General features: G+C 66.1%; 25 protein-coding genes and 1 pseudogene. 12 read left to right on the top strand and 14 right to left on the bottom strand.

Annotated features, from left to right (window positions below):
* The 3 genes from ACLQ2Q_RS16230 to ACLQ2Q_RS16220 all read right to left on the bottom strand — a co-directional run bounded on the left by ACLQ2Q_RS16230 (nucleotide 1) and on the right by ACLQ2Q_RS16220 (nucleotide 4,607).
* The gene (locus ACLQ2Q_RS16230; protein ID WP_425821737.1) at nucleotides 1–1,062 is read right to left on the bottom strand and encodes an NAD(P)-dependent alcohol dehydrogenase; all 1,062 of its coding nucleotides are present in this window, start codon (nucleotides 1,060–1,062) and stop codon (nucleotides 1–3) included.
* Nucleotides 1,063–1,123: 61 nt separating this feature from the next.
* A complete protein-coding gene (locus tag ACLQ2Q_RS16225; RefSeq protein ID WP_425821735.1) occupies nucleotides 1,124–1,762 on the bottom strand; it encodes a DUF4386 domain-containing protein in 639 nt (212 codons plus the stop codon).
* Between the two features lie 541 nt (nucleotides 1,763–2,303).
* Nucleotides 2,304–4,607, bottom strand: coding sequence for a LuxR C-terminal-related transcriptional regulator (locus ACLQ2Q_RS16220; protein WP_425821733.1), 2,304 nt, complete (start codon nucleotides 4,605–4,607; stop codon nucleotides 2,304–2,306).
* Nucleotides 4,608–4,792: 185 nt separating this feature from the next.
* On the opposite strand from ACLQ2Q_RS16220, the gene ACLQ2Q_RS16215 reads away from it, so the two are divergent.
* The 6 genes from ACLQ2Q_RS16215 (at nucleotide 4,793) to ACLQ2Q_RS16190 (ending at nucleotide 9,271) form a co-directional block, all read left to right on the top strand.
* Nucleotides 4,793–5,815: an NAD(P)-dependent alcohol dehydrogenase gene (locus ACLQ2Q_RS16215; RefSeq protein WP_425821731.1), complete on the top strand. Its 1,023-nt coding sequence runs from the start codon at nucleotides 4,793–4,795 to the stop codon at nucleotides 5,813–5,815.
* Nucleotides 5,816–5,856: 41 nt separating this feature from the next.
* Complete coding sequence (locus tag ACLQ2Q_RS16210) at nucleotides 5,857–6,249, top strand: DUF805 domain-containing protein (RefSeq protein ID WP_425821729.1); 393 nt, start codon at nucleotides 5,857–5,859, stop codon at nucleotides 6,247–6,249.
* Nucleotides 6,246–6,959, top strand: a complete 714-nt coding sequence (locus ACLQ2Q_RS16205) for an ABC transporter ATP-binding protein (protein ID WP_425821727.1) — start codon at nucleotides 6,246–6,248, stop codon at nucleotides 6,957–6,959. The genes ACLQ2Q_RS16210 and ACLQ2Q_RS16205 overlap by 4 nt, the downstream gene beginning before the upstream one ends.
* A complete protein-coding gene (locus ACLQ2Q_RS16200; protein ID WP_425821725.1) occupies nucleotides 6,956–8,242 on the top strand; it encodes an ABC transporter permease in 1,287 nt (428 codons plus the stop codon). The genes ACLQ2Q_RS16205 and ACLQ2Q_RS16200 overlap by 4 nt, the downstream gene beginning before the upstream one ends.
* Nucleotides 8,243–8,348: 106 nt before the next feature.
* Entirely contained in the window at nucleotides 8,349–9,044 is a 696-nt protein-coding gene (locus tag ACLQ2Q_RS16195) for a DUF2306 domain-containing protein (RefSeq protein WP_425821723.1), read from the top strand.
* Nucleotides 9,041–9,271, top strand: a complete 231-nt coding sequence (locus ACLQ2Q_RS16190; protein WP_425821721.1) for a hypothetical protein — start codon at nucleotides 9,041–9,043, stop codon at nucleotides 9,269–9,271. Before ACLQ2Q_RS16195 ends, ACLQ2Q_RS16190 begins: the two co-directional genes overlap by 4 nt.
* Before the next feature lie 10 nt (nucleotides 9,272–9,281).
* Here ACLQ2Q_RS16190 and ACLQ2Q_RS16185 read toward each other — a convergent pair whose 3' ends face one another.
* The 5 genes and pseudogenes from ACLQ2Q_RS16185 to ACLQ2Q_RS16165 form a co-directional block, all read right to left on the bottom strand.
* Nucleotides 9,282–11,981, bottom strand: coding sequence for a LuxR C-terminal-related transcriptional regulator (locus ACLQ2Q_RS16185; protein WP_425822324.1), 2,700 nt, complete (start codon nucleotides 11,979–11,981; stop codon nucleotides 9,282–9,284).
* 135 nt (nucleotides 11,982–12,116) lie between these two features.
* Nucleotides 12,117–12,926 (bottom strand): annotated as a pseudogene (locus tag ACLQ2Q_RS16180) (serine/threonine-protein kinase); the annotation flags it as partial.
* 258 nt (nucleotides 12,927–13,184) lie between these two features.
* Entirely contained in the window at nucleotides 13,185–13,382 is a 198-nt protein-coding gene (locus ACLQ2Q_RS16175; RefSeq protein WP_425821719.1) for a hypothetical protein, read from the bottom strand.
* A gap of 8 nt (nucleotides 13,383–13,390) precedes the next feature.
* Nucleotides 13,391–14,137 carry an alpha/beta fold hydrolase gene (locus ACLQ2Q_RS16170; RefSeq protein ID WP_425821717.1) on the bottom strand — a complete coding sequence of 249 codons (747 nt, stop codon included), beginning with the start codon at nucleotides 14,135–14,137 and terminating at the stop codon, nucleotides 13,391–13,393.
* Entirely contained in the window at nucleotides 14,134–15,642 is a 1,509-nt protein-coding gene (locus ACLQ2Q_RS16165; RefSeq protein WP_425821715.1) for a serine hydrolase domain-containing protein, read from the bottom strand. The genes ACLQ2Q_RS16170 and ACLQ2Q_RS16165 overlap by 4 nt, the downstream gene beginning before the upstream one ends.
* Before the next feature lie 119 nt (nucleotides 15,643–15,761).
* Here ACLQ2Q_RS16165 and ACLQ2Q_RS16160 point away from each other — a divergent pair, with 119 nt between their 5' ends.
* Together ACLQ2Q_RS16160 and ACLQ2Q_RS16155 are read left to right on the top strand one after the other, a co-directional pair.
* The gene (locus ACLQ2Q_RS16160; protein WP_425821713.1) at nucleotides 15,762–16,721 is read left to right on the top strand and encodes a GlxA family transcriptional regulator; all 960 of its coding nucleotides are present in this window, start codon (nucleotides 15,762–15,764) and stop codon (nucleotides 16,719–16,721) included.
* Between the two features lie 252 nt (nucleotides 16,722–16,973).
* Nucleotides 16,974–17,987 (top strand): alpha/beta fold hydrolase, encoded by a 1,014-nt coding sequence (locus ACLQ2Q_RS16155; RefSeq protein ID WP_425821711.1) that lies wholly within the window; start codon nucleotides 16,974–16,976, stop codon nucleotides 17,985–17,987.
* A gap of 95 nt (nucleotides 17,988–18,082) precedes the next feature.
* On the opposite strand, the gene ACLQ2Q_RS16150 is transcribed toward ACLQ2Q_RS16155, so the two are convergent.
* Nucleotides 18,083–18,793, bottom strand: a complete 711-nt coding sequence (locus ACLQ2Q_RS16150) for a DUF4386 domain-containing protein (RefSeq protein WP_425821709.1) — start codon at nucleotides 18,791–18,793, stop codon at nucleotides 18,083–18,085.
* Between the two features lie 242 nt (nucleotides 18,794–19,035).
* Nucleotides 19,036–19,710 carry a TetR/AcrR family transcriptional regulator gene (locus tag ACLQ2Q_RS16145; RefSeq protein ID WP_425821707.1) on the bottom strand — a complete coding sequence of 225 codons (675 nt, stop codon included), beginning with the start codon at nucleotides 19,708–19,710 and terminating at the stop codon, nucleotides 19,036–19,038.
* A 62-nt stretch (nucleotides 19,711–19,772) separates the two neighbouring features.
* Here ACLQ2Q_RS16145 and ACLQ2Q_RS16140 point away from each other — a divergent pair, with 62 nt between their 5' ends.
* Nucleotides 19,773–20,408 carry a hypothetical protein gene (locus ACLQ2Q_RS16140; RefSeq protein ID WP_425821705.1) on the top strand — a complete coding sequence of 212 codons (636 nt, stop codon included), beginning with the start codon at nucleotides 19,773–19,775 and terminating at the stop codon, nucleotides 20,406–20,408.
* Nucleotides 20,409–20,643: 235 nt separating this feature from the next.
* On the opposite strand, the gene ACLQ2Q_RS16135 is transcribed toward ACLQ2Q_RS16140, so the two are convergent.
* Nucleotides 20,644–21,339, bottom strand: coding sequence for a TetR/AcrR family transcriptional regulator C-terminal domain-containing protein (locus ACLQ2Q_RS16135; protein WP_425821703.1), 696 nt, complete (start codon nucleotides 21,337–21,339; stop codon nucleotides 20,644–20,646).
* A gap of 83 nt (nucleotides 21,340–21,422) precedes the next feature.
* Here ACLQ2Q_RS16135 and ACLQ2Q_RS16130 point away from each other — a divergent pair, with 83 nt between their 5' ends.
* The gene (locus tag ACLQ2Q_RS16130; protein WP_425821701.1) at nucleotides 21,423–22,124 is read left to right on the top strand and encodes a DUF4386 domain-containing protein; all 702 of its coding nucleotides are present in this window, start codon (nucleotides 21,423–21,425) and stop codon (nucleotides 22,122–22,124) included.
* A 179-nt stretch (nucleotides 22,125–22,303) separates the two neighbouring features.
* Here ACLQ2Q_RS16130 and ACLQ2Q_RS16125 read toward each other — a convergent pair whose 3' ends face one another.
* The 3 genes from ACLQ2Q_RS16125 to ACLQ2Q_RS16115 form a co-directional block, all read right to left on the bottom strand.
* Nucleotides 22,304–22,441: a hypothetical protein gene (locus ACLQ2Q_RS16125; protein WP_425821699.1), complete on the bottom strand. Its 138-nt coding sequence runs from the start codon at nucleotides 22,439–22,441 to the stop codon at nucleotides 22,304–22,306.
* Nucleotides 22,442–22,862: 421 nt separating this feature from the next.
* The gene (locus ACLQ2Q_RS16120) at nucleotides 22,863–23,717 is read right to left on the bottom strand and encodes an SDR family oxidoreductase (RefSeq protein ID WP_425821697.1); all 855 of its coding nucleotides are present in this window, start codon (nucleotides 23,715–23,717) and stop codon (nucleotides 22,863–22,865) included.
* A 216-nt stretch (nucleotides 23,718–23,933) separates the two neighbouring features.
* Entirely contained in the window at nucleotides 23,934–24,638 is a 705-nt protein-coding gene (locus ACLQ2Q_RS16115; RefSeq protein ID WP_425821695.1) for a TetR/AcrR family transcriptional regulator, read from the bottom strand.
* Between the two features lie 111 nt (nucleotides 24,639–24,749).
* On the opposite strand from ACLQ2Q_RS16115, the gene ACLQ2Q_RS16110 reads away from it, so the two are divergent.
* Together ACLQ2Q_RS16110 and ACLQ2Q_RS16105 are read left to right on the top strand one after the other, a co-directional pair.
* Complete coding sequence (locus ACLQ2Q_RS16110) at nucleotides 24,750–25,823, top strand: Gfo/Idh/MocA family protein (RefSeq protein WP_425821693.1); 1,074 nt, start codon at nucleotides 24,750–24,752, stop codon at nucleotides 25,821–25,823.
* Between the two features lie 56 nt (nucleotides 25,824–25,879).
* The gene (locus ACLQ2Q_RS16105; protein ID WP_425821691.1) at nucleotides 25,880–26,620 is read left to right on the top strand and encodes a hypothetical protein; all 741 of its coding nucleotides are present in this window, start codon (nucleotides 25,880–25,882) and stop codon (nucleotides 26,618–26,620) included.
* Nucleotides 26,621–26,699: the final 79 nt, after the last annotated feature.

Here is a 26,699-nt window from a genome sequence, read left to right as displayed (position 1 = left end):
TCAGCTCTTCGATTCCGGTGTCGCTTCGACGGTGAGGACCACCGTGCCGCGGGCATGCCCCGTCTTGATGTGCTCGAGCGCGTGCGCAGCCTGAGACAACGGGTATGTGCGTTCGATGAGCGGTGTCACCCTGCCGTCTTCGATGATGGCCTTCAAAGTGAGCAGGTCCTCCCGTGTTGTGAACTTGATGGAGGGCGGGGCCTGTCGTCGAGTGAACATCGAGATTACCGCTGTCTTGATCACGGTTCCTAGCGTGCCGAACCAGCGTCCACCGGATGTGCCGTTGTTGGACTGCAGGACACCCCGCTCCGTGAGCGCGCGGCGGTTTCGGGCCAGCGAGTGGTTCGCGACGTTGTCCAGGATGAAGTCATAGCGTTGCTCGCCAAGCGTGAAGTCTTCCTTGCTGTAGTCGATAACGTGTGCCGCTCCCAGCGACCGGACGGTGTCGACGTTGCGGGGCCCGCACACTCCGGTCACCTCGGCGCCGAATGCTGCGGCGATCTGGACGGCGTACGAGCCGAGGCCACCGGAGGCCCCGTTGATCAGCACCTTCGCTCCGAAGACTGCCCGATCTCGGAGGAGCTGAAGAGCGGTCGTGGCGGAGACTCCCACCGCGGCAGCTTGCTCGAAGCTGAGGTTCGCGGGCTTGGGCAGGAAGTGGTCTTCCGCAGCGCAGACGTACTCCGCGAACGCACCCGTGCACCAGCCGAACACCTGGTCCCCGATGCGGAGACTCGTAGCGGCGTCGCCGACCGCGACGACGGTGCCCGCGACGTCGGTTCCGGGCACCCGGTTGGTCGGCTTGCGGAGCCCGGTAGCGACGCGGGCGATGATTGGCTCGCCTTCGATGGTGACGAGGTCTCCTACGTGAATGGATGCAGCGCGCACCCGAACCACGGCCTGATTGGCCTCGGGCGTCGGTACTGGAACTTCGTCCAGTCTCAGCACGTCTCCGGCGGGGCCGTATACGTCTTGGACGATTGCCCTCATGGTCGCGGGGACGCCGACCTGGCGGCCCCGAGTCAAAGTGGCCGGCGTTGCGGCCGATGCGTGAGTTGTCATTTCTTCTGCTCTTCTCATGGCGGATGCTGTCGGGGTGGCGAGGCTGGTGCAGTCGCCGGGATCAGGCGGTGGTCGAAGCGGGGCCGGCGTAGGCCTCTGGGCGGAATCCCTTGATCAGTAGCCAGAGGGGCAGTGCGAGCTCGAACAAGAACCCGGGCATGGTCAGGTACAGGCCGATCTCGACCCCGAAGAGCTCGGCGATCGTGCCGAGAACGTGGCACGGGTATCCGATAAGGCCCGCCACGGCGATCCATCGGGGAACCAGGCGAGTACGGAACAGGATCACACAGAGGACGGTCGCGCCGACGCCGAGTGCCATCTGTCCGACCTGGTAGGCCGTGCCGTTCAGTTCGACCAGGATGGTTCCGAGGGTCGCCGCCCCGGGATCGGCCGCGATCTGGCTCAGGGGCACGAGCATCAGAATGGCGAGCACGCCGATGCTGAGGAATACGACCTGGACGATCATGGTCGCGAAGTAGGTCAGGGCGGCGCGCTTGCTGTGCCGTTCCAGGATGGGGAAGAACAGCACCGCCTTCGCAATGTCCACTGCCGTGTTCAGCAGCATCAGGAACGCTCCGAGTGCGAGAAGCAGGCGGAGCGGGGGGATGGTGTCCAGGAAGTCGGGTGCGGCCACGAGGGATGACACCAGGGACAGGCCGCCGCCGTATACGAGGAAGCCGGCAAGGAATAACGTCCCCATGATCCGGGATTGCCGCATGCGAGAGTTCGCAAGCCCGTCCGGCGGCCGAGCCGCCGATCGTGAGTCGGATGTCACCGGGTCGGGCAGAGTTGTAGTAGCCATGAGTCGCCCTCGAATCCTGTCAGTGAGGCTGTACTCGTAGCCTGCGCGACCGAGGTCTCCGTTCGATTCCGGGGCAGCACGTAGCCGGTACTGAAAACACCGGCCGTCGACTCGATCGCTACGTACCTGCTCGGTGTTCACCGCGATGCCGTAAGACGGTGCATCGACGAGTCTGGAAGGCATGACTTCGTTCGTAGTAGAGATTCCGCTGTCGGCGCGCGACGGAGTCCGAGTCGCCCTCGCGATCTCGACGCTTCGGGCGGCTCAAGTGCGGATGTCCAGGAGTGCGATTCCTGTGCGACTCAGGTTCGCTGGGTTGACGGCGGCGGATGGTCGACTGGTGTGCTTGATCGAAGCACCGACGATGGGAGACGTGCGAGACCTCGTTTCCCTGGCCTTTCTATCTGCGGAACGGCTGCGCGAGATTTCTGGCGTGGACCTATCCCGCGGGCAGGACCCAGTCGGCGATCTTGGTTCTCGAGCTCAGCCCTAGCTTGTTGAGGATGTTGTAGATATGGGTCTCGACGGTCCGCTCCGAGACGAAAAGGCGGCTTGCGATCTCCTTGTTGCTCAGTCCGATCGCCGCCAATTCAGCGACCTGCCTTTCTCGCTTGCTGAGTGGGTTGGGGTTAACCGGCTCCGGATCTGGGCTGCGTACAAGTTCGGTTCCGAGTGCAAGCGCGACGGCGGCATCATGGTCAAGGCTTTCACCGAGGTCGCGTTCTCGTTCGTACCACTCACGGCCCAGTCGGGTGGTCGCCAGGGATGCGGCCTGATCGACAAGGGGCCGGATGAAGGGGCTGATCTCGTACCCGCCCTCAGCGCGCAGCATGTCGGTGGCGCCGAGGAGCCTGGCTGCGCGTTCGGCCTGACCGGCCATGGCTGCGTTCGCGGCGAGAGCCTGCAGTCGCATCACCAGGCCGGGTCGGTCGTCGATGGCCAGGGTGGCTCTCAACGCCTCGACGAGGGACGATTCGGCCGCGGGGTGGTCGCCGAGCATCATCGACCCCACTCCAGCGCTGGTCAGGTGCGTGCTGAGCATGTAGATCTCGTGGACACGTCGGCAGCGCTCTGCCGCGGCCAGTCCGATGTCGCGCATGCGTGCGAAGTCGCCGTCCAAGGAGGCGATCAATGCCTCGGACTGTGCCGCCGCCGCCAGTGCGATGTCGTCATCCAGACTGCCGGCGAGGGACGTGGCTTCCTCCGACGAGCGTCGAGCTGCCGGGAGGTCTGAGTTCACCACGTGCAGCGCCGCCTCTGACGCGAGAATCCGGACGAGCAGCACGTCGTCGGCGCCGCGTGCGAGCCGGGTTGCTTCGGCTGCTGCCTCAAGGCCCGCGCACTGGTCGCCCTGCGCCACAGCGAGGTAGCTCCGAACGAAGAGCGCCCGAGCGCGAGGACCGCTGGTGCTGCTGCCCCGCTCGAGCAGCGCGTCAATCCAATGCACCCCTTCGCTGAGAGCTCGGTTCGTCCAGAATCTTCCGAGGCCGGCCGCCATCTCCAGTCCGATCTCGACACTGGCCGGGTCAGCGAGGCAGTAACGGAGAGCTTCGCGGATGTTGTCGGCCTCCACGTCCAGCGCATCGAGGTTGGCAAGCGTGGTTTCGTCATCGGCCACGTGCCCGTCGGAGTCGGCGCGGCGACACAACTCGGCGAAGTACGTCAGATGCAGGTGTCGTGTGAGTTGCTCCTCCTTCGCCGTGCGGAGTTGGATGAGGGCGAACTCGCGGGTTGTCTCGTGGAGGCGGTAGCGAGACTCGCCGGTCGAGCGTTCGACGTTGACGAAGGATCGCTCCGCCAATGCGGTGATCGCGGTCAGAACGTCGGCGCGAGGGGGCGCGCCTTCGCATACGCGCTCGGCCGCCTCCAACGTGAATGATGCGGGGAACACCGCCAGACGCCGCAGTACCGTCTTCTCGTCGGACCTGAGGAGATCATGGCTCCAGGCGATGGTCGCCTCAAGAGTCTGCTGACGAGCGGGCGCGGCCGTACTGCCACCGACAAGGAGGTGGAATCGGTCGTTCAGTCGCTTGACCAACTGTTGCAAGCCGAGTGTGCGGAGCCGCACGGCGGCGAGCTCGATGGCGAGCGGGATGCCGTCGAGGCGCCTGACGAGTTCGACGGCGTCCGCGAGATTGGCTTCAGTCAACGTGAGGTCCGCGCCCGCCTGGCTTGCACGCTCTACGAGGAGCGCGACAGCTTCGGCGCGCCCGGCTCGCGCGAGCGCCAGCGGCGTAACTGAGTCCGGGAGTGACAGGGGATCGATGTGGACAACCCGTTCCCCCGCGATCCCGAGGGCCTGTCTGCTGGTCGCGAGCACTCTCAACTCGGGCGCCGCGCGCAGCAACGAGTCGGCCAGCACGGCGCACGCGTCCAGAAGGTGTTCACAATTGTCCAAGACGAGGAGAAGTCGCTTCTCGGAGAGGTAGTCGATCAGCCGAGACAGCGGCCACAATCCCGACTCGTCGCGAAGACCTACCGATGTCATCACCGCTTTAGGGACCAGCCTCGCGTCCGTCAGTCCTCCGAGTTCGACGAACCAGGCCCCGTCAGTGACACCACGCTCGAGGTCCGCAGCGGTCCGCAACGCGAGACGCGTCTTGCCGACTCCGCCCGGTCCCACGAGGGTCACCATGCGCGAGGCGGCGAGGCAGGTCTTGATCTCCTGGATCTGGAGGCGTCTCCCCACGAAACTGCTGAGCTCCGCGGGCAGGTGCCCCCGGGGCTTGGCCCTGGCACCCATGTGCGCATTCTACGGCGGCGTCCGGGTGCGCCGCTCGGCGGTCTGAGGCACATGGGGTTCATTCCGCGCACCCGCATGGTGACCCGCTCAAGATCACCACATCTGATGATGCCGGCTCACCACTTCGATTCGTACGTTGCTCAACAAGAAGCACCGCCCCGATCGACAAGTGTTGGAGAACCACCATGAAAGCTGCTGTCTACCGCCGATTCGGCGGCCCCGATGTCGTCCATGTGGAGCAGGTCCCCGCCCTGGAACCGAACACCGACGAGATCCTCATCCGGGTTCTTGCGACCACGGTGAGCGCAGCCGACCACCGCTCGCGGTCCCGCGACATCCCGGCCGGTCTCATCCTCCCCAGCTCGCTCGTGCTGGGATTCTTCCGCCCCCGGCGGCCGGTGCTCGGCATGGACGCTTCCGGAGTCGTGGAGAAGGTCGGCGACGACGTCCAGGGGTTCGCGCCGGGAGACGAGGTGGTGGCCATGCTTGGCAGCCGATTCGGGGGCCATGCCGAATACGTCACCGTCAAGGACACCGACGCCGTGGTTCACAAGCCGCGCAACCTGGCCTTCGACGAAGCAGCCAGCCTCATCTTCGGCGGTCTCACCGCACAGGCCTACCTCAACCGGACAACCGTTCAAGCCGGCACCACCGTCCTTGTCAACGGGGCGTCCGGGGCGGTCGGCTCCGCGTTCGTGCAGATCGCCAGCGCGGTGGGTGCGCACGTGACCGCCGTGTGCAGCGCCGCGAACCACGAGCTCGTCACAGATCTCGGCGCGCAGCGAACAATCGACTACCAAACGCAGGACTTCACGGCGAACGACACCACCTACGACGTGATCGTCGACTGCGTCGGCAACGCCCCTGTCGACCGAGTTCGCCACACCGTGAACCCGGGCGGCGCCGTGCTCCTGGTGGCCGCCGGTCTCCGCTCCCTGATCAGCGCCAAGCGGGACGCCCGGCGATACGGGATCACCGTCATCACAGGCCCGGGACCCTATCGGGCCGCCGACCTGCAGCATGTCGTGTACCTCGGCGAGCTCGGAGACCTGCGGCCCGTCATCGACCGCTCGTACCCCTTCGACGAGATCGCGCAAGCCCATCGGTACGTGGACACCGGCCGCAAGCGCGGAAGCGTCGTGATCAACGTCGCCGAAGCACACCAGACCGTCCCCGCCAGCACCGCTTCCGATCACCGCATCCTCTAACAGACCTCCGCATTCCCTCACCCTCTTTCGAAAGGCACCTCATGACCTTCCCGCAATCCATCCGTGGCGGGTTCCACCGTTACGCCGAGTTCTCTGGCACCGCGAGTCGGTCGGAGTTCTGGTGGTGGATCCTCTTCACCGTGCTGGTCGGCGCCGCCCTCGCCGCCCTCTCTGGTCCGACACTCGCTTCCCTTGACGGAACAGCGCTGAGCGTGCCGACGCTCACCCCCGTCTGGCAACTCGCTGTCCTCCTGCCCACGCTCGCCGTCACCGTGCGTCGGCTCCGGGGTGCCGGCTCGAGCTGGGGACACATCTTCTGGGTCTTCCTTCCCGTCGCCGGCGCCATCGTGCTTGCCGTGCTGTGCTCGCAGCCGTCCACCACCCGTATGACCGCCCCGGCGCTCGCCAGCACCCCCGCACAGGTGCTCCGATGAGGGCCGAAGGTCCCGCCGCGATCCTCGACGTTCATGACCTCCACCGTTCCTACGGTCGTGGTGCCAGCCGGTTCGATGCGCTGAAGGGCGTGTCCCTCCGGGTTGATCGCGGGGAGTCCGTCGCGATTGTCGGCAAGAGCGGCTCCGGCAAGTCCACGCTGATGCACCTCCTGGCGCTCCTCGATCAGCCCGACCACGGCACGTTGCGGGTCGGGGGAGTGGATGCCGCCTCCCTCACCTCCCGCCAGCTCAGCCGACTCCGCAACGAGACCTTCGGGTTCGTCTTCCAGCAGTTCTTCCTCAATCCGAACGCCAGCGTCCTAGAGAACGTCATCCTGCCGTTGAAGATCGCCGGTGTAGGGCGTCGCGAACGGCGGGCGCGGGGGCTCGCGGTGCTGGACCAGCTGGAAATGGCCGACAAGGCCAAGAGCAAGGCCGTGAGCCTCTCGGGGGGCCAGAAGCAACGTGCGGTGATCGCCCGCGCGCTCGTGAACAACCCCAAGCTCATCTTCGCGGATGAGCCGACCGGCAACCTCGACACCGTGACTGGTCGCTTGGTCGAAGACATCCTGTTCCAGTTGAACAGGGAGAGCGGCATCACCCTCGTCGTGGTGACGCACGACACCGAACTCGCGGCGCGCTGCGACCGCCAGATCTACATCAGCGATGGCCGTGAAGTACTTCCCGAACTGATCGGAGCATTCGCATGAAGATCACCGACGTGCTGACCACCGCGGTCGGCAACACACTGCGCAGCAAGATGCGGACCAGTCTGACGGTGCTCGCGATCTTCATCGGCGCGTTCACTCTGACGATCACCAGCGCTATCGGCGCGGGCGTCTCCGACTACATCGACAACCAGATCGGTGCTTTCGGCGCCAAGGACGTCCTCACCATCACCAAGGCGAGTGAGGAGACAGCGCAACAGGAAGGGCCGGCAGAGTACGACCCGGATGCAGGGATCGTCGGCGCCGACCTCACCCAGTTCGAGACCGAACCCCTCACCAAGGACGATCTCGAAGCCATCCGCCGGGTCGAAGGCATTCTCGATGTGAGCGCCGTGCGGCAGGTCAATCCCCGCTATATCGAATCCGACCATGGCGGGAAGTACATGCTCGACGTGAATGTGTCGGCGAATCTCACCACTCCCGACCTGGCGGCCGGCGCTCAACTCGACAACGCAGGCGCCGATCCCCTGATCCTGCTCGTCAGCTCGTACGTCGACGCGCTGGGATTCGAGGATGCGGACAGCGCGGTGGGCGCGACGGTCCGGATCGGGGTCGCCGATTACACCGGAGCGTTGCACGAGGTCGTCGCCACGGTCGCGGGCGTGCAGAATGAGACGATCATGGCTTCCGGTGCCGCACTGAACGAGGCCCTGATCGACCAGCTGCACGCCGTGCAGAGCATCGGGCAGCCGTCGGCCACATCCGAGCAGTCCGTCGTCGCCATCGCGCACTTCGACCCCCAGGCAACCGAAGCCCAGATCGACACGATCCAGACCGCCCTCACGGACGCCGGGTTCCAGGCGGCCACGGTGTCGGACCAGATCGGCGTGATCCAGACCGTCGTCGATGGCATCATCGCGGTGCTGAACTCCTTCGCCGTCATCGCGCTGATCGCCGCCGGATTCGGCATCGTCAACACGCTGCTCATGAGCGTGCAGGAACGCACCCGCGAGATCGGGCTGATGAAGGCGATGGGGATGCGAGGCGGAAGCATCTACGCCCTGTTCAGCACAGAGGCCGTCTTCATCGGATTCCTCGGCAGTGTCCTCGGCGCGGCCGCTGCTATCGGGATAGGCAGCGCCGCCAACGGCCTCATCGTCGACAGGTTCCTCACCGACCTCGAGGGGCTGCAAGTGCTGCGCTTCGAGCTCGTGCCGGTCGCGTCCATCCTGCTCACCGTGATGCTCATCGCCTTCCTCGCCGGCACCCTGCCGGCTCGGCGGGCAGCCCGCCAGAACCCGATCGACGCCCTCCGGTACGAGTGATCACCATGAGGATCACCAGAAGTGCTGATGCCCCATCACCACATCGCTGCGTAGCTTGCAGTCATCGCCCCCCAGATGCTGCGGGCCATACCGATCAGGAGCACCGATGAGCCTCAAGACCTCCCAGTCCGCGCCCGGTGTCCGGCCCGCGCGCCGACGCGGTGCCGGCTGGCTGCTCCCCGCCGGGCTGATCACATTCGGGCTGGTCCCCATCCTCGCCAACGCGCTCCGACGAGTCGCCATGGCCGTCGCCCCAGCTACCCCTTCCTCCGGCGAGGGCGGCGGGATGTCGCTCCCGGTCATTCTGCACGTCGTCGGGGCGACCGTCTTCGTCGTCCTCGGCGCTCTCCAGTTCTCGGCAGGCTTTCGGCGACGCCGGCCGTCGTGGCACCGGATCGCCGGGCGACTGGCGACACTGGCAGCTCTGCTCGCCGCCGGCTCGGGCATATGGCTGGCATTCGCCACCCTGGCGGACTACTCTCCGCTGCTGTTCGTCTTCCGGCTTCTGGCCGCGGCCGGGCTGGCGCTGTGCATCATCCTCGGATTCCGTGCCATTCGACAGCGTCGACTCCCACGGCACCGCGCATGGATGATCCGCGCCTTCGCCATCGGGCTCGGCGCCGCCACCCAGGTGTTCACCCTTGGTTTCGGCGAGGGCATCTTCGGCGAGAGCGAGCTGAGCATCGCTCTGCTGAACGGCGCGGGCTGGGCGATCAATCTCGCTGTCGCCGAGTGGATCATCCGTCGGACACCCAGACGTGTCGTTCGCCCCGCCGCTGACCAGACCGGGGTCCCAGCATGAGCTCCGGGACGAGACGGGACGAACCCGGCGGGTATGAAGTGCGCGTCGGCCAGCACCTCGACGCTCGCTGGGGCGAGTGGTTCGGCGACCTGACGATGACCCGAGAGCCGGACGGGACGACGACGCTGCGGGGTCCCGTCGCCGACCAGGCCGCCTTGCACGGCATCCTGATCAAGATCCGCGATCTCGGAATGGTCCTCCTCGCGGTGCGTACGATCGACGACTGACCGTGGCCACTCAAGAGGGCGGTGTCCCCCCGCCCCGCCCGAGCTCACCCAGTTCCCGGGCGCGGACAACGGCCGCTCGTCGGCTGTTCACACCGAGCTTGGTGTAGATCCGCTGCGTGTGAGTGCGCACCGTGTTCAGTGACACGACGAGCAGACGGGCGATCTCAGGCCCGTTCATCTCGGTGGCGAGGAGCCGGAGGACCTCCCGCTCCCGTTCGCTCAGCGGCTCCGCGAGACCGGCCACTCGATCGCCACCCGGCATGGCAGCCTCTGGAGCGCCCAACAGCGTCAGCAGCCGTCGGGCATACGCCCGGACAGGATCGCGCGCCGCGATCGTCCCGAGGAGTTCGGCCATCGGGGCGCCCTCGTCCACGAACAGCCGGGCGTAACCCTCGGGCTCGGCGAGCAGCAGAGCCCGCTCCAGCGCGGCAGCGGCATCCGGAACGTTGCCGTGCTGGCGGTATGCGAGAGCCTGCAGCACGAGGATCTCCATGACGCTTCCGGTTCTTCCCCCGGCATCGGCTGCCTGGAGAAGACGCGCCAGGAGCGCCGAGGCGTCCCGAAGCGGTTGCTCTTCACGCTGTCGGCGATGCTGCGCGAGCAGTGTCCTCGCGAGTGTAATGTGCTCGTATTCCCGCAGATAGTTGAGGTCGTCTTCCGCGGACACTCCCGCCCCGCGGGCCCACGCCAGGGCTTCGGCGACCCTTCCCTGCTGCAGCCAGACGCGGGCCCTCGTCGCGGGAACGGGGCGGACCACAGGCCCCATGTCTGCAACGAAGAAGTGCTCTGCCTGATCCAGGAGTTCGACCGCGCCGGACAGGTCTCCCTGGGCTTCTCGCAGCTGGGCCATGGCCAGTCTCAAGCGATACCGGTACTTCGGCAATCCGGCGGCGTCGCCCAGTGCGGCGCCGAGCTCCAGGTGCTCGGTTGCTCCCTCGAGATCACCGCGCTCGTACAGGATCGTGCTCATCCCGATATGCATGTCCGGGATGCCGCGGCGGACCCGCGGCGTCTGACCGAGCGCCAATTGCAGTGCGGTTTCGTAGCTCGTCATCGCGTCGCCCAGGCGACCCTGTGTCAAGCGGATGTCGGCCAGGGTGACCGTGCAGCCAAGCACGTCAGCGACATGCCCCGAGCGTAGGAAGCTCGAGATGGACTCCGCGTAGCCGTTGTACGCGCCCTCTAAGTCGCCGCTTCCCCACAGCGCCAGGCCCTCAAGCGCCGCGGCCGCCCCCCGGAAATACGGGTCGTCTTCGTCGAGCAGGTCGAGCGCCCGCCGGGCATACGCCACGGTGGCTGTCGTATCTCCGCGGGCCAGCGCCTGCCCCGAACGGTAGATCGCTATGGTGCCGGGCAGGCGCCGGAACGCATCCGCATCGACCACCACGAGCTGATCCGGATCGGGTCCTCCGCCGTCCGACGCATCCGTCCATCGCTCTGCGTCGCGCAGTCGAGCCTCCACACCCGCCAGTTCACCAGTGGACAGCAGGGCGCCGGCAAAGCCCAGACTGAGGACGGGTCGTGTGCGGAAGATTTCGTCTGGGAGCGCCTCCATCCAGCCGCGCAGCGTCGCTTCCCGTCGATCCCGCGCCATCGCCGGCATGGCAGCCTCGATGAGCCGCGCAGCCAGCCCGTGGTCCGACGCAGCCACGGCGTGCTGGATCGCCGAGTCGAGTTCGCCGTGCTGCTCAAGCCACGCACTCGCCCGGCGGTGCAGCTCTGGCACGTCGTCCGGCTGCTCTTCAATCAGCCGCGCCCGCAGCACCTCTGCGAACAGGTGGTGGTAGCGATACCACCGACGGTGGTCGTCGAGAGGCACCAGGAACAGATTGGCCCGATCAAGCACATCGAGCATGGTTCTGCTGTCCCCGCGTCCCGTGACCCCATCGCCGAGTGGCGCATTCATGCGGCCGAGAATCGAGGTGTGCAGCAGGAAGGAGCGCACTTCCGGCGGCTGGTTCTGCAGCACCTCCTCGACCAGGTAGTCGACGATGTAACGGTCGTCCCCGGCGAAACCCGCGACGAAATCTCCGAGGTCGTCTCGACCACGCATCGACAGCGCCGCAAGCTGAAGTGCGGCGATCCACCCCTCCGTGCGATCGTCGAGGGTGCTGATCTGCTGCGACGTCAGCGGCAGGTCCATCACGCGGGTGAGATAGTCAGACGCCTCCTCCGCGGTGAACCGCAGGTCGGCAGCGCGAACCTCGACCAGATCACCGCGCGCCCGGAGCCGTGCGATGGGAAGCGGCGGGTCGGCCCGGCTCGCCAGCACCAGGTGGACGTTCGGCGGCATGTTGGCGATCAGGAACCCGAGACCCTCGTGCACCACCCGTGTCTCGATGACGTGGTAGTCGTCGATGACGAGAACGAGCTCACGCCCGACGCCGGCGAGGTCGTTGAGGAGGCCGGTGAGCAGTGCCTGCGGAGAGACAGGGCCGGGCGTCTGGACCATCGCAAGCGCCTCCGCCCCCACGTCCGGCGCGATCGACCGCAGTGATGCGATGACATACGTCCAGAACAGCGCCGGATCATTGTCACCTGAATCGAGCGACAGCCAGGACGCGGCGGGCTCACCCTCTCCATCTGCGGAAGCCTGCGCAAGCCAGACGGCAAGCAGGGTCGACTTGCCGAAACCCGCCGGCGCGGAGACGATCGTCAGGCTGGATGCAAGTCCCCGATCAAGCAGCTCCAGCAGTCGCGGGCGCGACACCGCCCCTTGCCGCGGCTTCGGTCGGTAGAGTTTCGTGTTCAGCAACGGACGCGATGACGCTGTGAGGGCCGGCTCACCCGCAGAGGAAACCGCCTCCGCGCGCGGTTCACCTCCGGATTTCGTCGCCAATGCGACCCGGAGCTGCTCTGCCGAGCGTGCGAGGTCGGCGGCCGAGCGCGGCCGCCCGCCAGGGTCCTTCGCCATGCACGAAAGAACTAGGTCGCGCACCCGGTCCGGCAGGTCGGGAGGCATCGTCGGCGGCGCGTCATTCACCTGCGCCAGAGCGATGGCCACTGGCGAGTCGCCGGTGAACGGACGCCGTCCCACCAATGCTTCGTAGGCGACCACGCCCAGCGAGTAGATGTCACTGGCCGCAGTGACCGGTCTGCCAGTTACCTGTTCCGGAGAGATGTACTGAACGGTCCCCATGACTTGGCCGGCGACGGTGAACGGGACCTGATCGGCGAGGCGTGCAATCCCGAAATCAGTGACCTTCAGCCGTCCGTCCGCAGTGAGCATGAGGTTCTCCGGCTTGATGTCCCGGTGCACGAGGCCCGCTGAGTGAGCGGCGTAGAGTGCGTGCGCCGTCTGCGCGACGATGTCCAGTACGCGATCCGGCGGCAGCCGTGCCTCCCGCCGTAGGACGGCCGAGAGCGGTTCACCCTTGACCAGCTCCATCACCAGGAATGCCGTCCCGCCCGCTTCGCCGTAGTCGTACACGCGTGCGATGCCCTCATGGTCCACCCGCGCCGCGTGCCGGCCTTCCGCGCGGAAACGCTCCAGGAAACCGGGCGCGTCGACGAGCTCGGCCTTGAGGATCTTGACCGCGACGGTGCGGCCGATCACGCGGTCCGATGCCTTCCACACCTCACCCATGCCGCCGACCGCGATCCGACTCGACAGCTCGTAGCGGTCAGCCAACGCCATCCCCGGTGCGACCGTCATCGATTGAGCCCCGTTGCGTCGATCGATGCATTCATGATGACCGATCCCTCCCGAAGGCCCGCTTCCGACTATCTCCGAACGCTCGTGCGCATCCGACAGTTGCGAACACCTGATCATCACGGGGGCGGGTTACCTGCCCTCAGCTTCCCATCTGTGCACCGACTGAGGTAGAGGGCGCCGCCGCCGTACAGCGACGATGGGATGCGAAGCCGAGGCGGCGACGGGACGGGCCGCGGATCGTGGGGAGCACGCTGAGCGTCACCATGCCAGTGGATCCGGGCGCGTGGACCGGCCGGCGTTGGGCAGGCGGAATGCGCTCTGCTCCAGCGCTCGGCGGGTTGCTCCGTAGGCGATGATTCGAGCGATCACCTCTTTGTGGCGAAGGTGCCGGGCGACGATGGCGTATACAGTGAGCCCGGCGAGCAGGGCGACGGAGAGCACCAAGCGGGAGACCATCGCCCCACCTAATCGATCTCGCCGAGGACGCGCAGGACGGCGTCTGCAGCGATCTGCGGTTGGTCGAGATGCACGTAGTGGCCGGCGCCCTGCACTTCGGACACGATTCCCGCGGGAGCCAGCCGGGCGAAGTCGGCTTGCCCCGCGATCCAGGCGTCCTCGACTTCGGCGTCCCACATCTGCTGGTCGCGATAGACGGCAGGGTCGTGCCGGAGGATCTCGAAGGGAATGTCGGGCCAGGCGGTGATCTTATCGACCTCGCGCGAGCTGACGGCGCCGTCCCAGCTGGGATAGAACTGGCTGAAGTGGTACCGCCAGGCGAAGGATGAGACGGTCGGATCGAACAGCACCACTCCTGCGACGTCGTCCGGATGCTGGCCGACGAAGAGGCGCGCGGTGAGGCCAGCAATGCTGTGCCCGACCAGGACGACCGGCTCGTCGATTCCGGCGGCGGCGAGGGTCGCGTTCAGCGACGCTGCCGCTACGCCCGCTGTCATGGGGGCGGTCCCGGTCGATTCGCCGACTCCGGGGTAATCCCAGGCGCAGGTTCTCACGTCGGGTCCGAGGGTGTTTCTGAACGGCTGCCAGGTGGTGAAGTCGTCGCCCATGCCTGCCATGAGGACGACAGTGGTGCTCCCGTCGCCTTGGCATTCGAGGTGTGCCTGGCCTCCCATGACCGCGTAGTTGTTGCCGGTTGCACATCCGGAGAGTGCGAGCATCGCGGCGAGGGCCGGGATCACGATCAGCCGGTTCATTTGCTTGCCTGTCTGGTGCTCGCGCGCAGGATGACGGCTGCAACGGCGAGGACGACTGTCACCAGGACGGTGGCTGCTTCGGCCGGCAGCAGCGCTACGTACACCTGTCGTTCCGGCCAGGCGAGGAATGCGATCAGACCGCCGATGGCGAGTGCAGTGATTATGCCGCGGACAGCAAACTGCCGGGAGGTGGTCCGTCCTGTCTGCCAGAGCCAGCGGCGGTTACCGCCCCGCGCCTGGACGGCGGTGACGATGATGAGGACCAGGACGCCGATGAAGACGACGGCCGCGCCACCGAGCAGGATCGTGCGGGACTCGTCGAGGTCACCGTCGGCGGCCTGCGTGGTGAATGTTTCCGATACACCCAGCCACTGCGTCCAGGCTCGAAGCGTCAGGCCGGTGCTTTCCGTGTCGCTGTTGGTGAGAATCACGATCCCTTCTCCCAGTTCGGGAATCATGACCATGTTCGCGATCCAGCCCTCCGTGTGACCGTTGTTGCCCGTCCCGGCGAGCCCGCCGTCGAGGTGCTCGGGCAGGTGGCCGAAGCTGACGACGCTGCCGTCGGGCATGTCTCGGCTCGCCATCATGGTCTGCACCGATTCGCTCGTCAGTACACCCCGTCCGGCGAGGCCGCCATCGGAGCTGGGCATGCTGGCGGCCAGGAGGAGGGCGAGGTCGTTGGCTGTCGTGTAGAGGCCACCGGCTGCCTGCTCGGTCAACCGGTAGTGCGGCAGAGGTACACCGTTGGGGTAATACCCCGTTGCCTGGGTGGACACCTGTTCGGGGTCGAACGTGCTGTCGGTCATCCCGAGCGGGTCGAGGACGACCTCCTGCATGTAGTCGGAGAATCGCTGTCCGGTCACCTCTTCGATCATCAGTTGGAGGAGGGTGTAGCCGGCGTTGGCGTAGTTGAACTGCTGGCCGGGTTCCATTTCGATTCGGAGGCTCTGCCCTCCGCCGTTGTTTCCGTCGAGGTGCTCCTCGAGTGAAGGCAGCGGCTGGTCACCGGGCAGGGGGTAACCGTCGACCCGGTTGAGTCCGGCGGTGTGGCTGAGCACTCGGGAGACCGTCACGCCGCTCGAATGGAACGCGGACGGCGGGAACGCCCACCTCGTGAGATACGACTCGATCGGGGCATCCAGTGAGACCTGCCCCGTCTCGACCAGGTGCATCACACCCCACGCCGTGAGGGTCTTGGAGATGGAACCCACCTGGAAGACGGTGTCCGCGCTCACTTTCGTCCCCTCTCGCACCGAGGCGAGCCCATAGCCGGTGGACCAAACGGTCTCTCCGTCGCGCACCACTGCAACCGCTGCACCGGGCACGTTCAAGGCGGCCATGATCAGCGGCTCCTCCCGATCGAGCCGATCAGACAGAGCGGCCAGGTCCGGGCGCCCGTCTGATTGAGCGTCGAACCGCACGAAGTCGGCGAGAGCAGGCGTCGACAGTGCGCCGAGAGCGACCACCGCCAGGAGCCGTGCGGCTGCGGAAATCTTGGTGGACATGAGGTCTCGTCTCTCTGGAGGGCTTATCCTCACGGTAGGGTTCGACCTCCGCACCCCCTAGGACACGTCGTTGACGATCTCGGCCACCCGCGCCCCAGCAGCCTTGCCAAGGGAGCGCCGTGACCGAACCACACATCGTCATCGTCGCCTTCCCGCTGGGCCAGATCCTCGACGTCAGCGGCCCGATGGAGGTCTTCTCCACCGCGTCCCGATTTCTCCCCATCCCCCCATACCGCACACAACTCGTCAGCACCCAGGGCGGAGCAGTGCTCTCCACCAGCGGCATGGAGTTTTCGACTACCGCGATCGCCGATGTGGCCGGCCCGATCGACACCCTCGTGGTCGCTGGCGGGCGCGACATCCACGAGGCCAGCGAAGACGAACACCTCGTGCACCAAATAGCTCGGCTCGCCGCCGACTCCCGCAGGGTGACCTCGGTGTGCTCCGGAGCGTTCCTCCTCGCCGCTGCCGGGCTGCTGGACGGCAGGCGCGCGACAACGCACTGGGCTGACTGCGCGTTGCTTGCCGGCGACTATCCGCTCGTGAGCGTCGAACCCGACGCCATCTACGTTCACGACGATGACGTCTGGACCTCGGCTGGCGTCACGGCCGGGATCGACCTCGCGCTCGCCCTGGTCGCAGACGACCACGGCCCACGAGCAGCAGGGGAGGTAGCGCGCCAACTGGTCGTCTACCTCCGGCGATCCGGTGGGCAGGCGCAATTCTCCGCGGTGCTCGCCGCCCAATCCAGCGACCACGAGCCGGTGCGCGACGTGCTCACCTGGCTCAACGACAATCTCACCGCGGACCTTTCGATCCCGGCACTCGCGTTGCACGCCCATCTCTCCGACCGTCAGTTCAGCCGAGTGTTCAAAGCCGAGGTGGGCATCACGCCGGCGGAGCACGTCGAAGCGGTACGGATGGAGTCCGCCTGCCGGCTCCTGGAGACCACCTCCAAGTCGATGGAACAGATCGCCGCAGATTGCGGATTCGGTGTCCCGGAAACGATGAACCGGACATTCAGAAGACGACTCAACACCACCCCCGGCGAGCACCGCCACCACTTCGGCACTGCCTAGAGACAGCCGCCGCCCGGCCGCGTGCGGTGCGCTTGGTCAGATAAACCGCAGGTGCGAAGCCACGTTGTCGACCGCGCGAAGAGAGATCCGACGACCACGTTGCCTGGGTCGCCGATCGGCGTCGTCGTGGCCGAGATCGTCAACGACCTGTCCTAGGTGGGTCGGCGAGCGAAACCTACCGTGAAGTCAACCCACAAACACGACTCCAGCCTGGGCTATCCCATCCATCACACCAACGGGAAAGAGCACATCATGACCACCGCCACCCCCATCGACACCCCCGCCACGGCTGCGACCGCCGCCCCCGCGCCCCGCCGGCGCCGGTGGCGGCGCATCGGGCGAGCAGCCGGAATCGGCCTGGGCGTCGTTGTGACCCTGACCCTCGTATCGACCATCGCGAACGCCGCCGCGACCGCAGCCGAGAAGGCCGAGCTCACACCGTACGGCGAGACAGTCACGCTCAGCGCGGGGGACATCAACGTCTCCCGCAACGGCGGATCCGGCCCGACCATGGTGCTGCTCAGCGGGTACGGTACCCCCGCCCCTGCGGTCGACTTCGCGCCGCTCATCCGCGAACTCGACGCATTCGACGTGATCGTCGTCGAAGGCTTCGGATACGGATACAGCGACCTAGACATCGCCAATCGCACCATCGAGAACATCACCTCCGAGTTGCACGAAGTACTGGCCAAGCTGCGCGTCGACGAGCCCGTCATCCTCGTCGGGCACTCGGTCGGCGGGCTCTACGCCCGGTACTACGCCAACACCTACCCTGACGAGGTCTCCGCAGTCATTGGCATCGACCCCATGGCAGCCACGACCTCCTCACTCGAGGTCGGCACCCCGTCGGTCACCGACTCTGTGGTCGCCGCACTCGGCCTGGTCCGCGTGATCAGCACGATCGCCCCCGACCTCATTCAGCCTCCGGGAACCGCGTATACGGCTGAGGAACGTCGCCGTGCAGCCGCGATGACGAACTGGAACTACGGCAACCCCTCCATCTCGGATGAGTGGAGCCAGATCGGTGCCAACTCGACGAAGGCCGCCGCTTTGCCGTTCGCCGCGGATCTTCCAGTGCTCGAGCTGCTCGCCACCGAAAGCGTTGACACCATGCCTGAGTGGCTGCCGAACCACGAGGCCGAACTCGAGGGCGTCACGACCCACCAGCTCCAGGTGCTCGACGGCGCCCACTACCTTCACTGGACGCAATCGCCCGCGATGGCGCGCATCATCACCGAGTTCGTGGCGGTGCACGTCAACCCGTAGCCTCGCCCACGCGTCGGACTTCACGGCCAAGAAAGCACTTGGCGGTGAAGTCCTCACGACGGCACGCAGATGAAGCCAATGTACGATCGCCCGGGTCACAGCAGCAGCGCGACGCCGGTGCCAACGAGCCAGAGTGACCAGACGATGTAGACGAATGGGGTGGCTACGGCGGCGGGCCTCCATCCTTTGGTCTCGAAGTGGCCGACGAACTCGAGGGAACAGAGCGCGAGGGCAATGCCGATGATGATCCCGGCCACGCCGACCCACCCGTTCACGTTGGAACTCTGCAGGATGGCGACACCGACCAGCGCCGTCCAGGTCCCGGTGAACAGGAAGCCTAGGTGCTCACCCACCGCCACGCCGAGGTAGCGGTTGAAGGACTGGAAGACGATGTCGATCGCTTCTCGACTCGCCGGGGTGGTGTCGGACTTCGCAGACTCACGTGCCAGGTACGGCACCAGGAACGGCCATCGGATCAGACCGAGGAACTGCACCACGCTGGCGACCACTCCGACCGCACCTGCGGCGAACAAGATCGCCGGTGCTGCGCCCTGCAGGGAGGCGGAGACCAGAATCGCGAGTGGCGTCAGTAGCGCCGCCGTCATCGCGAATCCCCACCAGAGCAGCACCAGGGCCGAACCGCCGGCACTGAATTTCGCCAGCACCTCCGCGGTGGGCTTGCGCAGGATGTTCGGGTAATCGAACTTCGCCGCAAGCGCGGCGAAGGCGGCGTTGAAGGCGATCGGCACCGCGATCAGCAGGATGCCGGCGATCACGGTCGAGGTGGTGTCGGTCCAGAAATTCATCGGTTCCGGCTCTCTGTCATGTACGTTGTACGCTATTTATAACGTACAACGTACACAAATGGAAGAGGACGCCCGAACGGAGGCGCGGTACTCCGGCGGGTCGCCGTGGCCATGGCCGTCGTGGATCCCGCGATGGCGGTGTCGCTGAGCGGCCGACGCGCGCGAGGCTGACCAGCGCCCCTGCAGGCAGCTGCGCACGAATGAGTGAGGGGAGTCCTCAGATCCGAGGGCTCCCCGACCCGCTACTTCGTGGCGGTCACGCCCACGCCTGCGATCAGCTGGCCGAGGGCGCCACTGTAGTGCCCGTCGCTTCCGTAGTTGCTGAGCTCGTCCGCGACGGAGAGAGTGAGCGGGAACCGGTCGGCGGGCAGCCTCGACAGGGAAGCGGCCAGTGCTGCCTCCGGATCCACGGACGTCCTGGTCGCGTCTCGGGTGGTGCTGAAGGCGAACCAGCCGTAGTTGAGCGCGAGGATGCCGCAGAAGGTGGCCACTGCGTCGGCGCCGCTGATACCCCCACGCGCCAGGATTTCCAGAGCTGTCTCACCGATCACGGTCGCGTTGGTGCCGGGGTTGGAGTGCGTGAACAGCGGGACGATCGCCCAGGGGTGATCGGAGAGCACCGCGCGATGAGCGGCGGCGAACGCGGTCAAGTCCGCCAGCCAGTCATCCGTCGCCGGCGCGAGGCTGATCCGACCCAGCACGCGATCCAGCATCGCGTCGATGAGCTCGTCCTTCGTCGCGAAGTACCGGTACAGCGCCATCGGCGACGCCCCCATTTGCGTCGCAACCGCGCGCATGGTCAGCGCGTCGAACCCGTCACGGGCGACGTGCTCCGCGGCCAGCAGGATCTCATCGGAGGTGACAGAGCTGCGCACCCGGCGCGGCCGGTCCTGGCTGGAAGGTCTGTTTTGTGACATCGCTTGACTCTCAGTTCGTTTACGGCGTACGTTATCCATCACGTACACAGTACACTAGCCGCTTGGAGCACCAGAAGATGTATACGACACCCGTCGCCCTGAAGACCACGTCCCGGACCAACACCGTCACCCGCGCTCCGTTCCTCCGCAACCTCCTGATATGGATGCTGAGCTTCCTGACAATCCCGATCGCCGGTTTCCTCGGCACAGCAATCGTGGGCCGGGTCGATAACCTCGTCTCCGCACTGGTGGGCGGAGCAGTCGTGGGTCTGATCGTCGGAGCGGTCCAAGCGCTGGTCTCCCGCCGACGCCTCCCGCTGCTCCGCTGGGTGACCGCGAGCACGATCGGAACCAGCCTTGGGCTCGCCGCCGGCACACTCGCCGTCGGCTACCAGACATCGTTGGGCTCGCTCGCCCTCGCCGGACTGATCACCGGCGTGATCGTCGGTCTGGCCCAGACCTTAGCGCTGCCTGCGACCATCCGGTTCCGTTGGCTCTGGCTGCCGGCCACCGCCGCGCTGTGGCCGCTGGGATGGACGGTCACCACCCTGGCCGGGATCAAAGTAGAGGAGCAGATCATCGTCTTCGGGGCCAGTGGCGCGTTCGTCTACACCCTGCTCGCCGGCCTCATGCTGCAGGTGCTGCTCCCGCAGCCGGTCGCAAAGACTTCCAAGCCGAGCCTTTCGGCGCGGCGGTGAGAGCGACCGAGCACGTCATCTTCGGCTCCGGCTCGATCGCCCCGGCCACTTACGACGCCCTGCGCGCTTGCGGCATAAACCCGCGGACCATCAGCCGATCCGGCACCGCGCGGGTCCCCGCCAACATCGAGCGCCTCCTCGGGGAGGAGTCGATGGTAATCCCGAGGTCGACGTCTCGAACCGGCTGCGATGGGTGCCTACCGATCATCGGCAGAGGCGGGCTTCCACGCCGCGATCAGGCGGTGGATCCGGCAGGGTGTCGTCCGAGCCACCCTTCGAGTCCGTCGAGGATGAGATCGAGGCCCAGCGGGAATTCGTCGCCATAGGAGTAGCCCGGTTGCAGCACGTGGTCCGCCGTCAGCTCGGCGAGGTAGGGGTATTCGCTGGCTGGCAGCTGGGCGAGCATGATGTGAGCCATCGCAGCCGTTTCCTCTTCCGTGTGAAACGGCAGACTCTTCTCCTGCATGGCGAAGCCGTAGATGTAGCTGTCCACGGCCGAGAATGCATGGGCCGCCATGGCGACGGAGAATCCCGCGTTGCGGAGCGTGCCGATCACGCGGTCGTGATGTCGCAGCGTGGCCGGCCCAGGATTGGTGCCGGAGTCCTTCAAACCCGTGGCCCAGGGGTGGCGTGAGAGGGCGGCGCGGAATGACACCGATCGCTTCCGCATCGCCGTCTTCCAGTCGTCACTGTGCGAGGGCAACTCGATCTCGTTGAACACGGCGTCGACCATCGCGGTGAGCAGGTCTTCTTTGTTGGCGACATGGGTGTACAGCGACATCGCTTCCACCCCGAGTTCTTCGCCGAGCCGGCGCATCGTAAGCATTTCGATGCCGGCGTCGTCGGCAAGTGCAATGGCCGTGCTCAGCACCTGGTCCCGATTCAAGCGGCGGCGTGCCGCAACACCGGTCTTATTCGATGCCCTTGCCATGGCGTCACCCTTCGGTCCATTGACAACCTTACCACGTAGGCGTACGGTGCTTACAACATAAGCATACAACGTAAGGAAATCCAATGACTCCTACAGCACTGGACACCGCTAAGCCGGATGTCTCGCAACGTTCGATCAACTTCACAACCTGGTCGCCCCGCACTGCGGCGATCGTCGCCGGAGTATCGCTCGCCGTGATGGCCGTGCTGGGCGGCTTCGGTAACTTCGGCGCGTTCGTGCCCCTGATCACTCCGGGCGACGCTGTGCAGACTGCCCACGACATCTCCGGCGCGCCGTTCTTGCTCTTCGCCGGTATCGTCAGCTTCTTCATTGTTGCCATCCTGGATGTCGTCGTGGCGGGAGCGCTGTACACACTGTTCCGGCCCGTGAGCCGTCGGATCTCCGCGGCAGCCGCCTGGACAAGGACCGTGTACGCGGTGCTGTTGGTGGTTGCGACCAGCCAGCTGGTGATCGGGTTCTCGCTGCTCGGCGATCCCGAGGCCGCACTACCCGTGCTGGAGTCGTTCAACAAAATCTGGGTCATCAGCCTGGGCCTCTTCGGTTTCTCGCTGCTACTCGTCGGGTACCTCGCCTTCCGGTCTGGTTTCGTCCCGAAGGTCTTCGGCATCCTGCTCGCCATCGCCGGCATCGGATACCTGGCGGATGCCGGCGGCATGCTCTTCATCCCCGACTTCAGCGCCCTTTTCGCTCAGTTCATGTTCGTTGGCGAAGTCGCGATCATCTTCTGGCTGCTCATCAAGGGCCGCCGTCTCCCCGCCAACTGAACAGCCGAGACAAGGGCAGACCAATGATCGATCACGTGCTCAACACCCCCAGCGTCCGCGGCCACGACACCATGCGGGCCCTCGTGTCCCGCCGCTATGGCGGACCCGACAAAGTGGAGGTCGAGGACATGGCCAAGCCCGCGCCGGAAGCAGGTGACCTGCTGATCCGAAACCACGCGTCAGTGGTCACCGCCGCAATCTGCGCCGCCCGCGCAGGTCTGGGTGCGGGCGAGTGCTGCCTTGGTGAGCGCCTCGGCGGAGTCGGACTGGACGTCGAGATCAATGCGCACAATCGCTTTTCCGGGGGAGTCAGCCACGACCAGAGAGTAGGTCCTGTGCGGGATGGGATGGCAGATCGGGGTAACGATCCGTGCGTACTCAGTGCGTACCGAGCCCTCGGATGATGCTGTGTTCTGTGTGTGGCACGAGTGCGAGGAGTGCATGGATTCGCGCCTGTAAGGCAAAGCGGGGCCCTGCTAAGGTGGAGACCCCGTAAGGGGTCCGAGGGTTCAAATCCCTCCGTCTCCGCACTTTCAGCCACATTCAGCGACGTTCGCGTACGTTGAGCGAGGGTGAGCTGCATTTGCGGGGTGACCTGGGCTATCCCGTCGACCTGCTCACTGACCGATCTGCTCTCGGCTGCCGGTCTTGACTGCGCACAGTGCTCAGCTGCGTCCCGTTTGCGTCCGTAAGACGGAGGGGCGTCGTCCCTCCGTACTTCTGGCGACTGCCGATGCCTCAAGCACTGCCCGGCGCGTCGCTGTGGTCGAGGCCCGTGGACAGATCGAGGTGGGCGTTTGCTTGGTCGATGAGCGTTTGACCCTTTCGTGTGATGCCCTGCACGGCGTCGGCACCGGCCACCCATCGTGCTGGCGCATCGTCCAGCTCGACGACCTTGAGGAGGTTCGCTGCCACTTTCTCGGGATCCCCGCTCTGATTGCCATTCATCGACTTCCAGGACTCGATGGTTGTCGCCGTGTCTGCGTAGTCGTCGATCGACAGATCCGACCACAGCGTGGACGAACCCTCCACGAGCAGTTCGGTCCGGAAGAACCCGGGTTCGACCGCCGTAACGCGGATACCGAACTGCTCCACTTCTTCGCGCAGGGACTCCGTCCATCCCTCGAGGGCGAACTTCGAGGCGCCGTACGCGCTGCCGAACCCGCCCGAGACGATGCCGGCGGTCGAGGTGATCGTGATGATGTGGGCCGAGCGCTGTCGACGCATGATGGGCAGCACCGCGCGAGTGACGTTGAGCGGCCCGAAGAAGTTCGTCTCGATCTGCGCTCGGAACCGGTCCGGGCTAATCTCCTCGAAGTATCCGGCCTGGAAGTTGCCCGCGTTGTTCACGAGCACGTCGATGCGGCCGAACCGCTCTATCGCCGCCTTCACCGCCGCGTCGATCGAGTCCGCGTCGGTGATGTCGAGCGAGGCGGCGAGCAGATCGGCATGGTCGCCGACTGCCGCAGCAACGTTCGCAGCGTCACGTGCTGTGGCCACGACTCGATCCCCGGTGGCCAGCGCGGCTCGTGCGATGTCGACACCCATACCGCGCCCCGCGCCGGTGATGAGCCAGACCTTGGTCTCCGTCATGTACGTCTCCAGTCTTCGCGATGCCTGCCCTGCGGTGCGGAGTCCTCGTCCGCGCAGTGCTCGGGCGACGACGACGTTACGCCGCGCCGCGATAGTCAGGGAGGCCCTGTCGGTACACCTCTCGATAGGACCTGGCTTCGGCACGAACCCGGGTACGGCATGGCGCAAGAGGAGGGACAGCGGCTTGGGGAGTGCCGTCGAAACCTTGATCCTCCTCTACGGGGAGTTGGAGAGCTCCACGGAACCGTCCCGTTGATGCGTCGCGAGCCACTCGTCGGTCTCACGGCGGACGTCTTCGATGGGGCGTGCCGTCCACCGTGCGATGGCGGAGTCGACGTGTCGCCGGACCATGGCCTCGAGGTCGAGCTCGTCCGTCTGCATCCACTGAATCTCGAGGCCATCGAAGGTCGCGATCATCAAGCGAGCCTCGGCATCCATGGTTTCGGGGCTCATCGGCTCGATCTGGCGCTGCTCCACGGCGAAGCGAAGATTCTCGACCATCACGGAGATGCCGGCGAGCTGTCGCTCGAGGATGAACGGGCGAGCGGGGTGATCATGCTGCGCGGCCTCGATGGACATGGTCAGGAAGAGCTCGATGAGTCCACGCCGCTTCGCGTGGTACCGCATCAAGAACGCGAAAGATCTGAAGTAATCCAGCCCGTGGAAGATGTCCGTCTCCGGGGCGGTCTCTTCTCGCCAATGCTCGAGCACCGCGACAAGGAGGCCCTCCTTGCTGCCGAAGTACGCGATCAATGTCGCGTTCGTGGTGCCGACCTGGTCCGCGATCTGGCGCAAGGACGCGCCGTGGTAGCCGTATTGCCCAAAGGCGAGGGCGGCGGCCATCACGATCTGGCGTCGACGGACTACGCCGTTGCGGTACGGGCCGCGCACCCCGCGCCCGCCCTGTGTCTCTGAACCCATCAGTCCTCCAGGTGACACTTTACGCCCCACTTGCCCGAAAGATGATCGATCGGTTATAGTCGGCTGAAACATGATCAATCGGTCATGATTGAATCTCGAAGGGGAGACCGGATGACCCAGTCCAGTGACCGCCATACCGCCCCCCGGCTGCGGGTGGGAATTCTTGGCGCGGGTCCGGTCACCCAGGCCATTCACCTGCCGACGCTTGCTCGGCTGAGCGACGACTTCGAGGTCCGCGTCGTCATGGATGTCGATGGTGCCACCGCCGAAGCGGTGGCAGGGAGGACTGGCGCGGCGTCTACGACGCGAGCGGAAGACGTCTTCGGTGACCCGAGCGTTGACGTCGTCGTCATCTGCAGTCCGTCGCAGTTCCACGCCGCTCAGGTCATCGCCGCGTGCCGAGCCGGCGCCAAGGCGATCCTTTGTGAGAAGCCCTTCGCGATGACGGCAGACGAGGCGAACGAGATCGCGAAGGTCTCGGAGCAGACGGGCGTGCCGATCATTGTCGGCGCGATGCACACGTTCGATCCGGCGTGGCTGGCCGCGGAGGCGGAATGGGGCTCGCTGATCGAAACGTCCCACACCATTCGCTCGACCGTCGTCATCCCGCCCAACTCCCAGTTCGAGGATCTCGCCACCGACATCGTCGCCCGGCCGTTATCGCCGGCATCGAACCAGACCGACCCGGAGGCCGCCGTCCGTGCCGTCACCGACGGCATCATGGGGCTGGCGATCCACGATCTGCCCCTGATCCGTCAGTTCCTGCCCACGTTCGCAGACCTGGATGTGCTGCGCGCCGAACTCGCGTCGCCGTGGGGTTACGTCATCTCGGGTACCGCGTCCGGCAAAGTCGTCCACCTGCAGGCCGGCAGCACAGATACGTCGGCGCCGAACTGGACGCTCGAGGTCATCGGCGACGAACTGTCGCTGCGAGCGGTCTTCACCCCTTCCTATGTACAGGGTGGCTCCGCCGTCGCGACGCTCTATTCGAGCGCCGCGAGCAAAACGTTCGGGCCGTACGCGTTCAGCGGGTACGAGGCGGAGTGGATGGCACTCGCCCGAGTCGCGCGAGGTCAGGAGGCGCCGCCGCCGCCCGTCGAGCTGATCGACGACCTTCGGTTCGCGATCGCACTCGCCGACCAATCATCCAGCCACGTCCGCAACAACCGGAAGTCCGTCGCGTGAACGCCATCAGAATCGCTGCAGATGCGGAGACCCGGGCGGGTGGGGCTCTCACATGGGTGGCCGCATCACTGCCCGCCACCCTCGAACTGGTTGCGGACAACGCCGACGTGCGCGCAGTCAGCGGCGCGGCAGGCTGGACTGACCGAGCGAATCAGGCACTGCTCGAGGGCGCACTCGGGGTCGTTGTCGTCGCACCGGAGGCGGAGCCGACCGATGAGCTCCGCAACACCGCCGCTGAACAGAACGCGTTCGTCATCCTCGACCAACGCTGGCGATCCAACCCCGCCCTGACCGATGCCCGCGAGGCGGTCAGCAGCATCGATGCTCCCATCTCCTTCATCGAGATCTCCGCGAACGTGTCGTCGCTCCAGGACGTCGACGGGGCCGTGCACGAATCCGTCCAGATCGCGCACCGTGTCGTCGGCGCCGTGCAGGATCTTCGAGTGCTTCACCGCCAGTCGCGCACTGTGCTGCTGAGCGGGAGCGTTGCAGGTGGTGCACCGCTGACCATCAGCATCGCCGTCGGGCCCGCCATCGAGCGTCCTTTCCACCTCCGCGTGTTCGCTCCATCCGGCGCCGTGCACCTGTCCGTACCGGATCCCGGAACGGCGGCACCCGCCATCGTCACTGTCCTGAGTGCCGACGGGTCGACCACGCTGCCCAACAACTGGGAGTCCGCCCACCGTGCGTCGTGGCGGCGCGTGATCGCCGCCTTCCAACGCGGCGATCGCCCAGAGGACCTGCACGAGTTTAACGCGGCGAGCCAGCTGCTCCTGAGCCAAGCCTCCATGTCATAGCCAACACCGATCCCCGCCGATCCGCACCTCGAGCCCATTCCCTCACCTCACAACCCGCACCCAAACACACCACAGAGAG

The sequence above is a fragment of the Microbacterium sp. DT81.1 genome (assembly GCF_049844955.1).
GTDB lineage: Bacteria > Actinomycetota > Actinomycetes > Actinomycetales > Microbacteriaceae > Microbacterium.
The sequence above is the reverse complement of the archived record's forward strand: the minus strand, read 5'-3'. Positions and strand labels throughout refer to the sequence as shown.

Bases quoted from the DNA above. Each gene is read 5' to 3' on its own strand.
- ACLQ2Q_RS16230 (WP_425821737.1), bottom strand. From the start codon at position 1,062: ATGACAACTCACGCATCGGCCGCAACGCCGGCCACTTTGACTCGGGGC.
- ACLQ2Q_RS16225 (WP_425821735.1), bottom strand. From the start codon at position 1,762: ATGGGGACGTTATTCCTTGCCGGCTTCCTCGTATACGGCGGCGGCCTG.
- ACLQ2Q_RS16220 (WP_425821733.1), bottom strand. From the start codon at position 4,607: ATGGGTGCCAGGGCCAAGCCCCGGGGGCACCTGCCCGCGGAGCTCAGC.
- ACLQ2Q_RS16215 (WP_425821731.1), top strand. From the start codon at position 4,793: ATGAAAGCTGCTGTCTACCGCCGATTCGGCGGCCCCGATGTCGTCCAT.
- ACLQ2Q_RS16210 (WP_425821729.1), top strand. From the start codon at position 5,857: ATGACCTTCCCGCAATCCATCCGTGGCGGGTTCCACCGTTACGCCGAG.
- ACLQ2Q_RS16205 (WP_425821727.1), top strand. From the start codon at position 6,246: ATGAGGGCCGAAGGTCCCGCCGCGATCCTCGACGTTCATGACCTCCAC.
- ACLQ2Q_RS16200 (WP_425821725.1), top strand. From the start codon at position 6,956: ATGAAGATCACCGACGTGCTGACCACCGCGGTCGGCAACACACTGCGC.
- ACLQ2Q_RS16195 (WP_425821723.1), top strand. From the start codon at position 8,349: ATGAGCCTCAAGACCTCCCAGTCCGCGCCCGGTGTCCGGCCCGCGCGC.
- ACLQ2Q_RS16190 (WP_425821721.1), top strand. From the start codon at position 9,041: ATGAGCTCCGGGACGAGACGGGACGAACCCGGCGGGTATGAAGTGCGC.
- ACLQ2Q_RS16175 (WP_425821719.1), bottom strand. From the start codon at position 13,382: ATGGTCTCCCGCTTGGTGCTCTCCGTCGCCCTGCTCGCCGGGCTCACT.
- ACLQ2Q_RS16170 (WP_425821717.1), bottom strand. From the start codon at position 14,137: ATGAACCGGCTGATCGTGATCCCGGCCCTCGCCGCGATGCTCGCACTC.
- ACLQ2Q_RS16165 (WP_425821715.1), bottom strand. From the start codon at position 15,642: ATGTCCACCAAGATTTCCGCAGCCGCACGGCTCCTGGCGGTGGTCGCT.
- ACLQ2Q_RS16155 (WP_425821711.1), top strand. From the start codon at position 16,974: ATGACCACCGCCACCCCCATCGACACCCCCGCCACGGCTGCGACCGCC.
- ACLQ2Q_RS16150 (WP_425821709.1), bottom strand. From the start codon at position 18,793: ATGAATTTCTGGACCGACACCACCTCGACCGTGATCGCCGGCATCCTG.
- ACLQ2Q_RS16145 (WP_425821707.1), bottom strand. From the start codon at position 19,710: ATGTCACAAAACAGACCTTCCAGCCAGGACCGGCCGCGCCGGGTGCGC.
- ACLQ2Q_RS16135 (WP_425821703.1), bottom strand. From the start codon at position 21,339: ATGGCAAGGGCATCGAATAAGACCGGTGTTGCGGCACGCCGCCGCTTG.
- ACLQ2Q_RS16130 (WP_425821701.1), top strand. From the start codon at position 21,423: ATGACTCCTACAGCACTGGACACCGCTAAGCCGGATGTCTCGCAACGT.
- ACLQ2Q_RS16120 (WP_425821697.1), bottom strand. From the start codon at position 23,717: ATGACGGAGACCAAGGTCTGGCTCATCACCGGCGCGGGGCGCGGTATG.
- ACLQ2Q_RS16115 (WP_425821695.1), bottom strand. From the start codon at position 24,638: ATGGGTTCAGAGACACAGGGCGGGCGCGGGGTGCGCGGCCCGTACCGC.
- ACLQ2Q_RS16110 (WP_425821693.1), top strand. From the start codon at position 24,750: ATGACCCAGTCCAGTGACCGCCATACCGCCCCCCGGCTGCGGGTGGGA.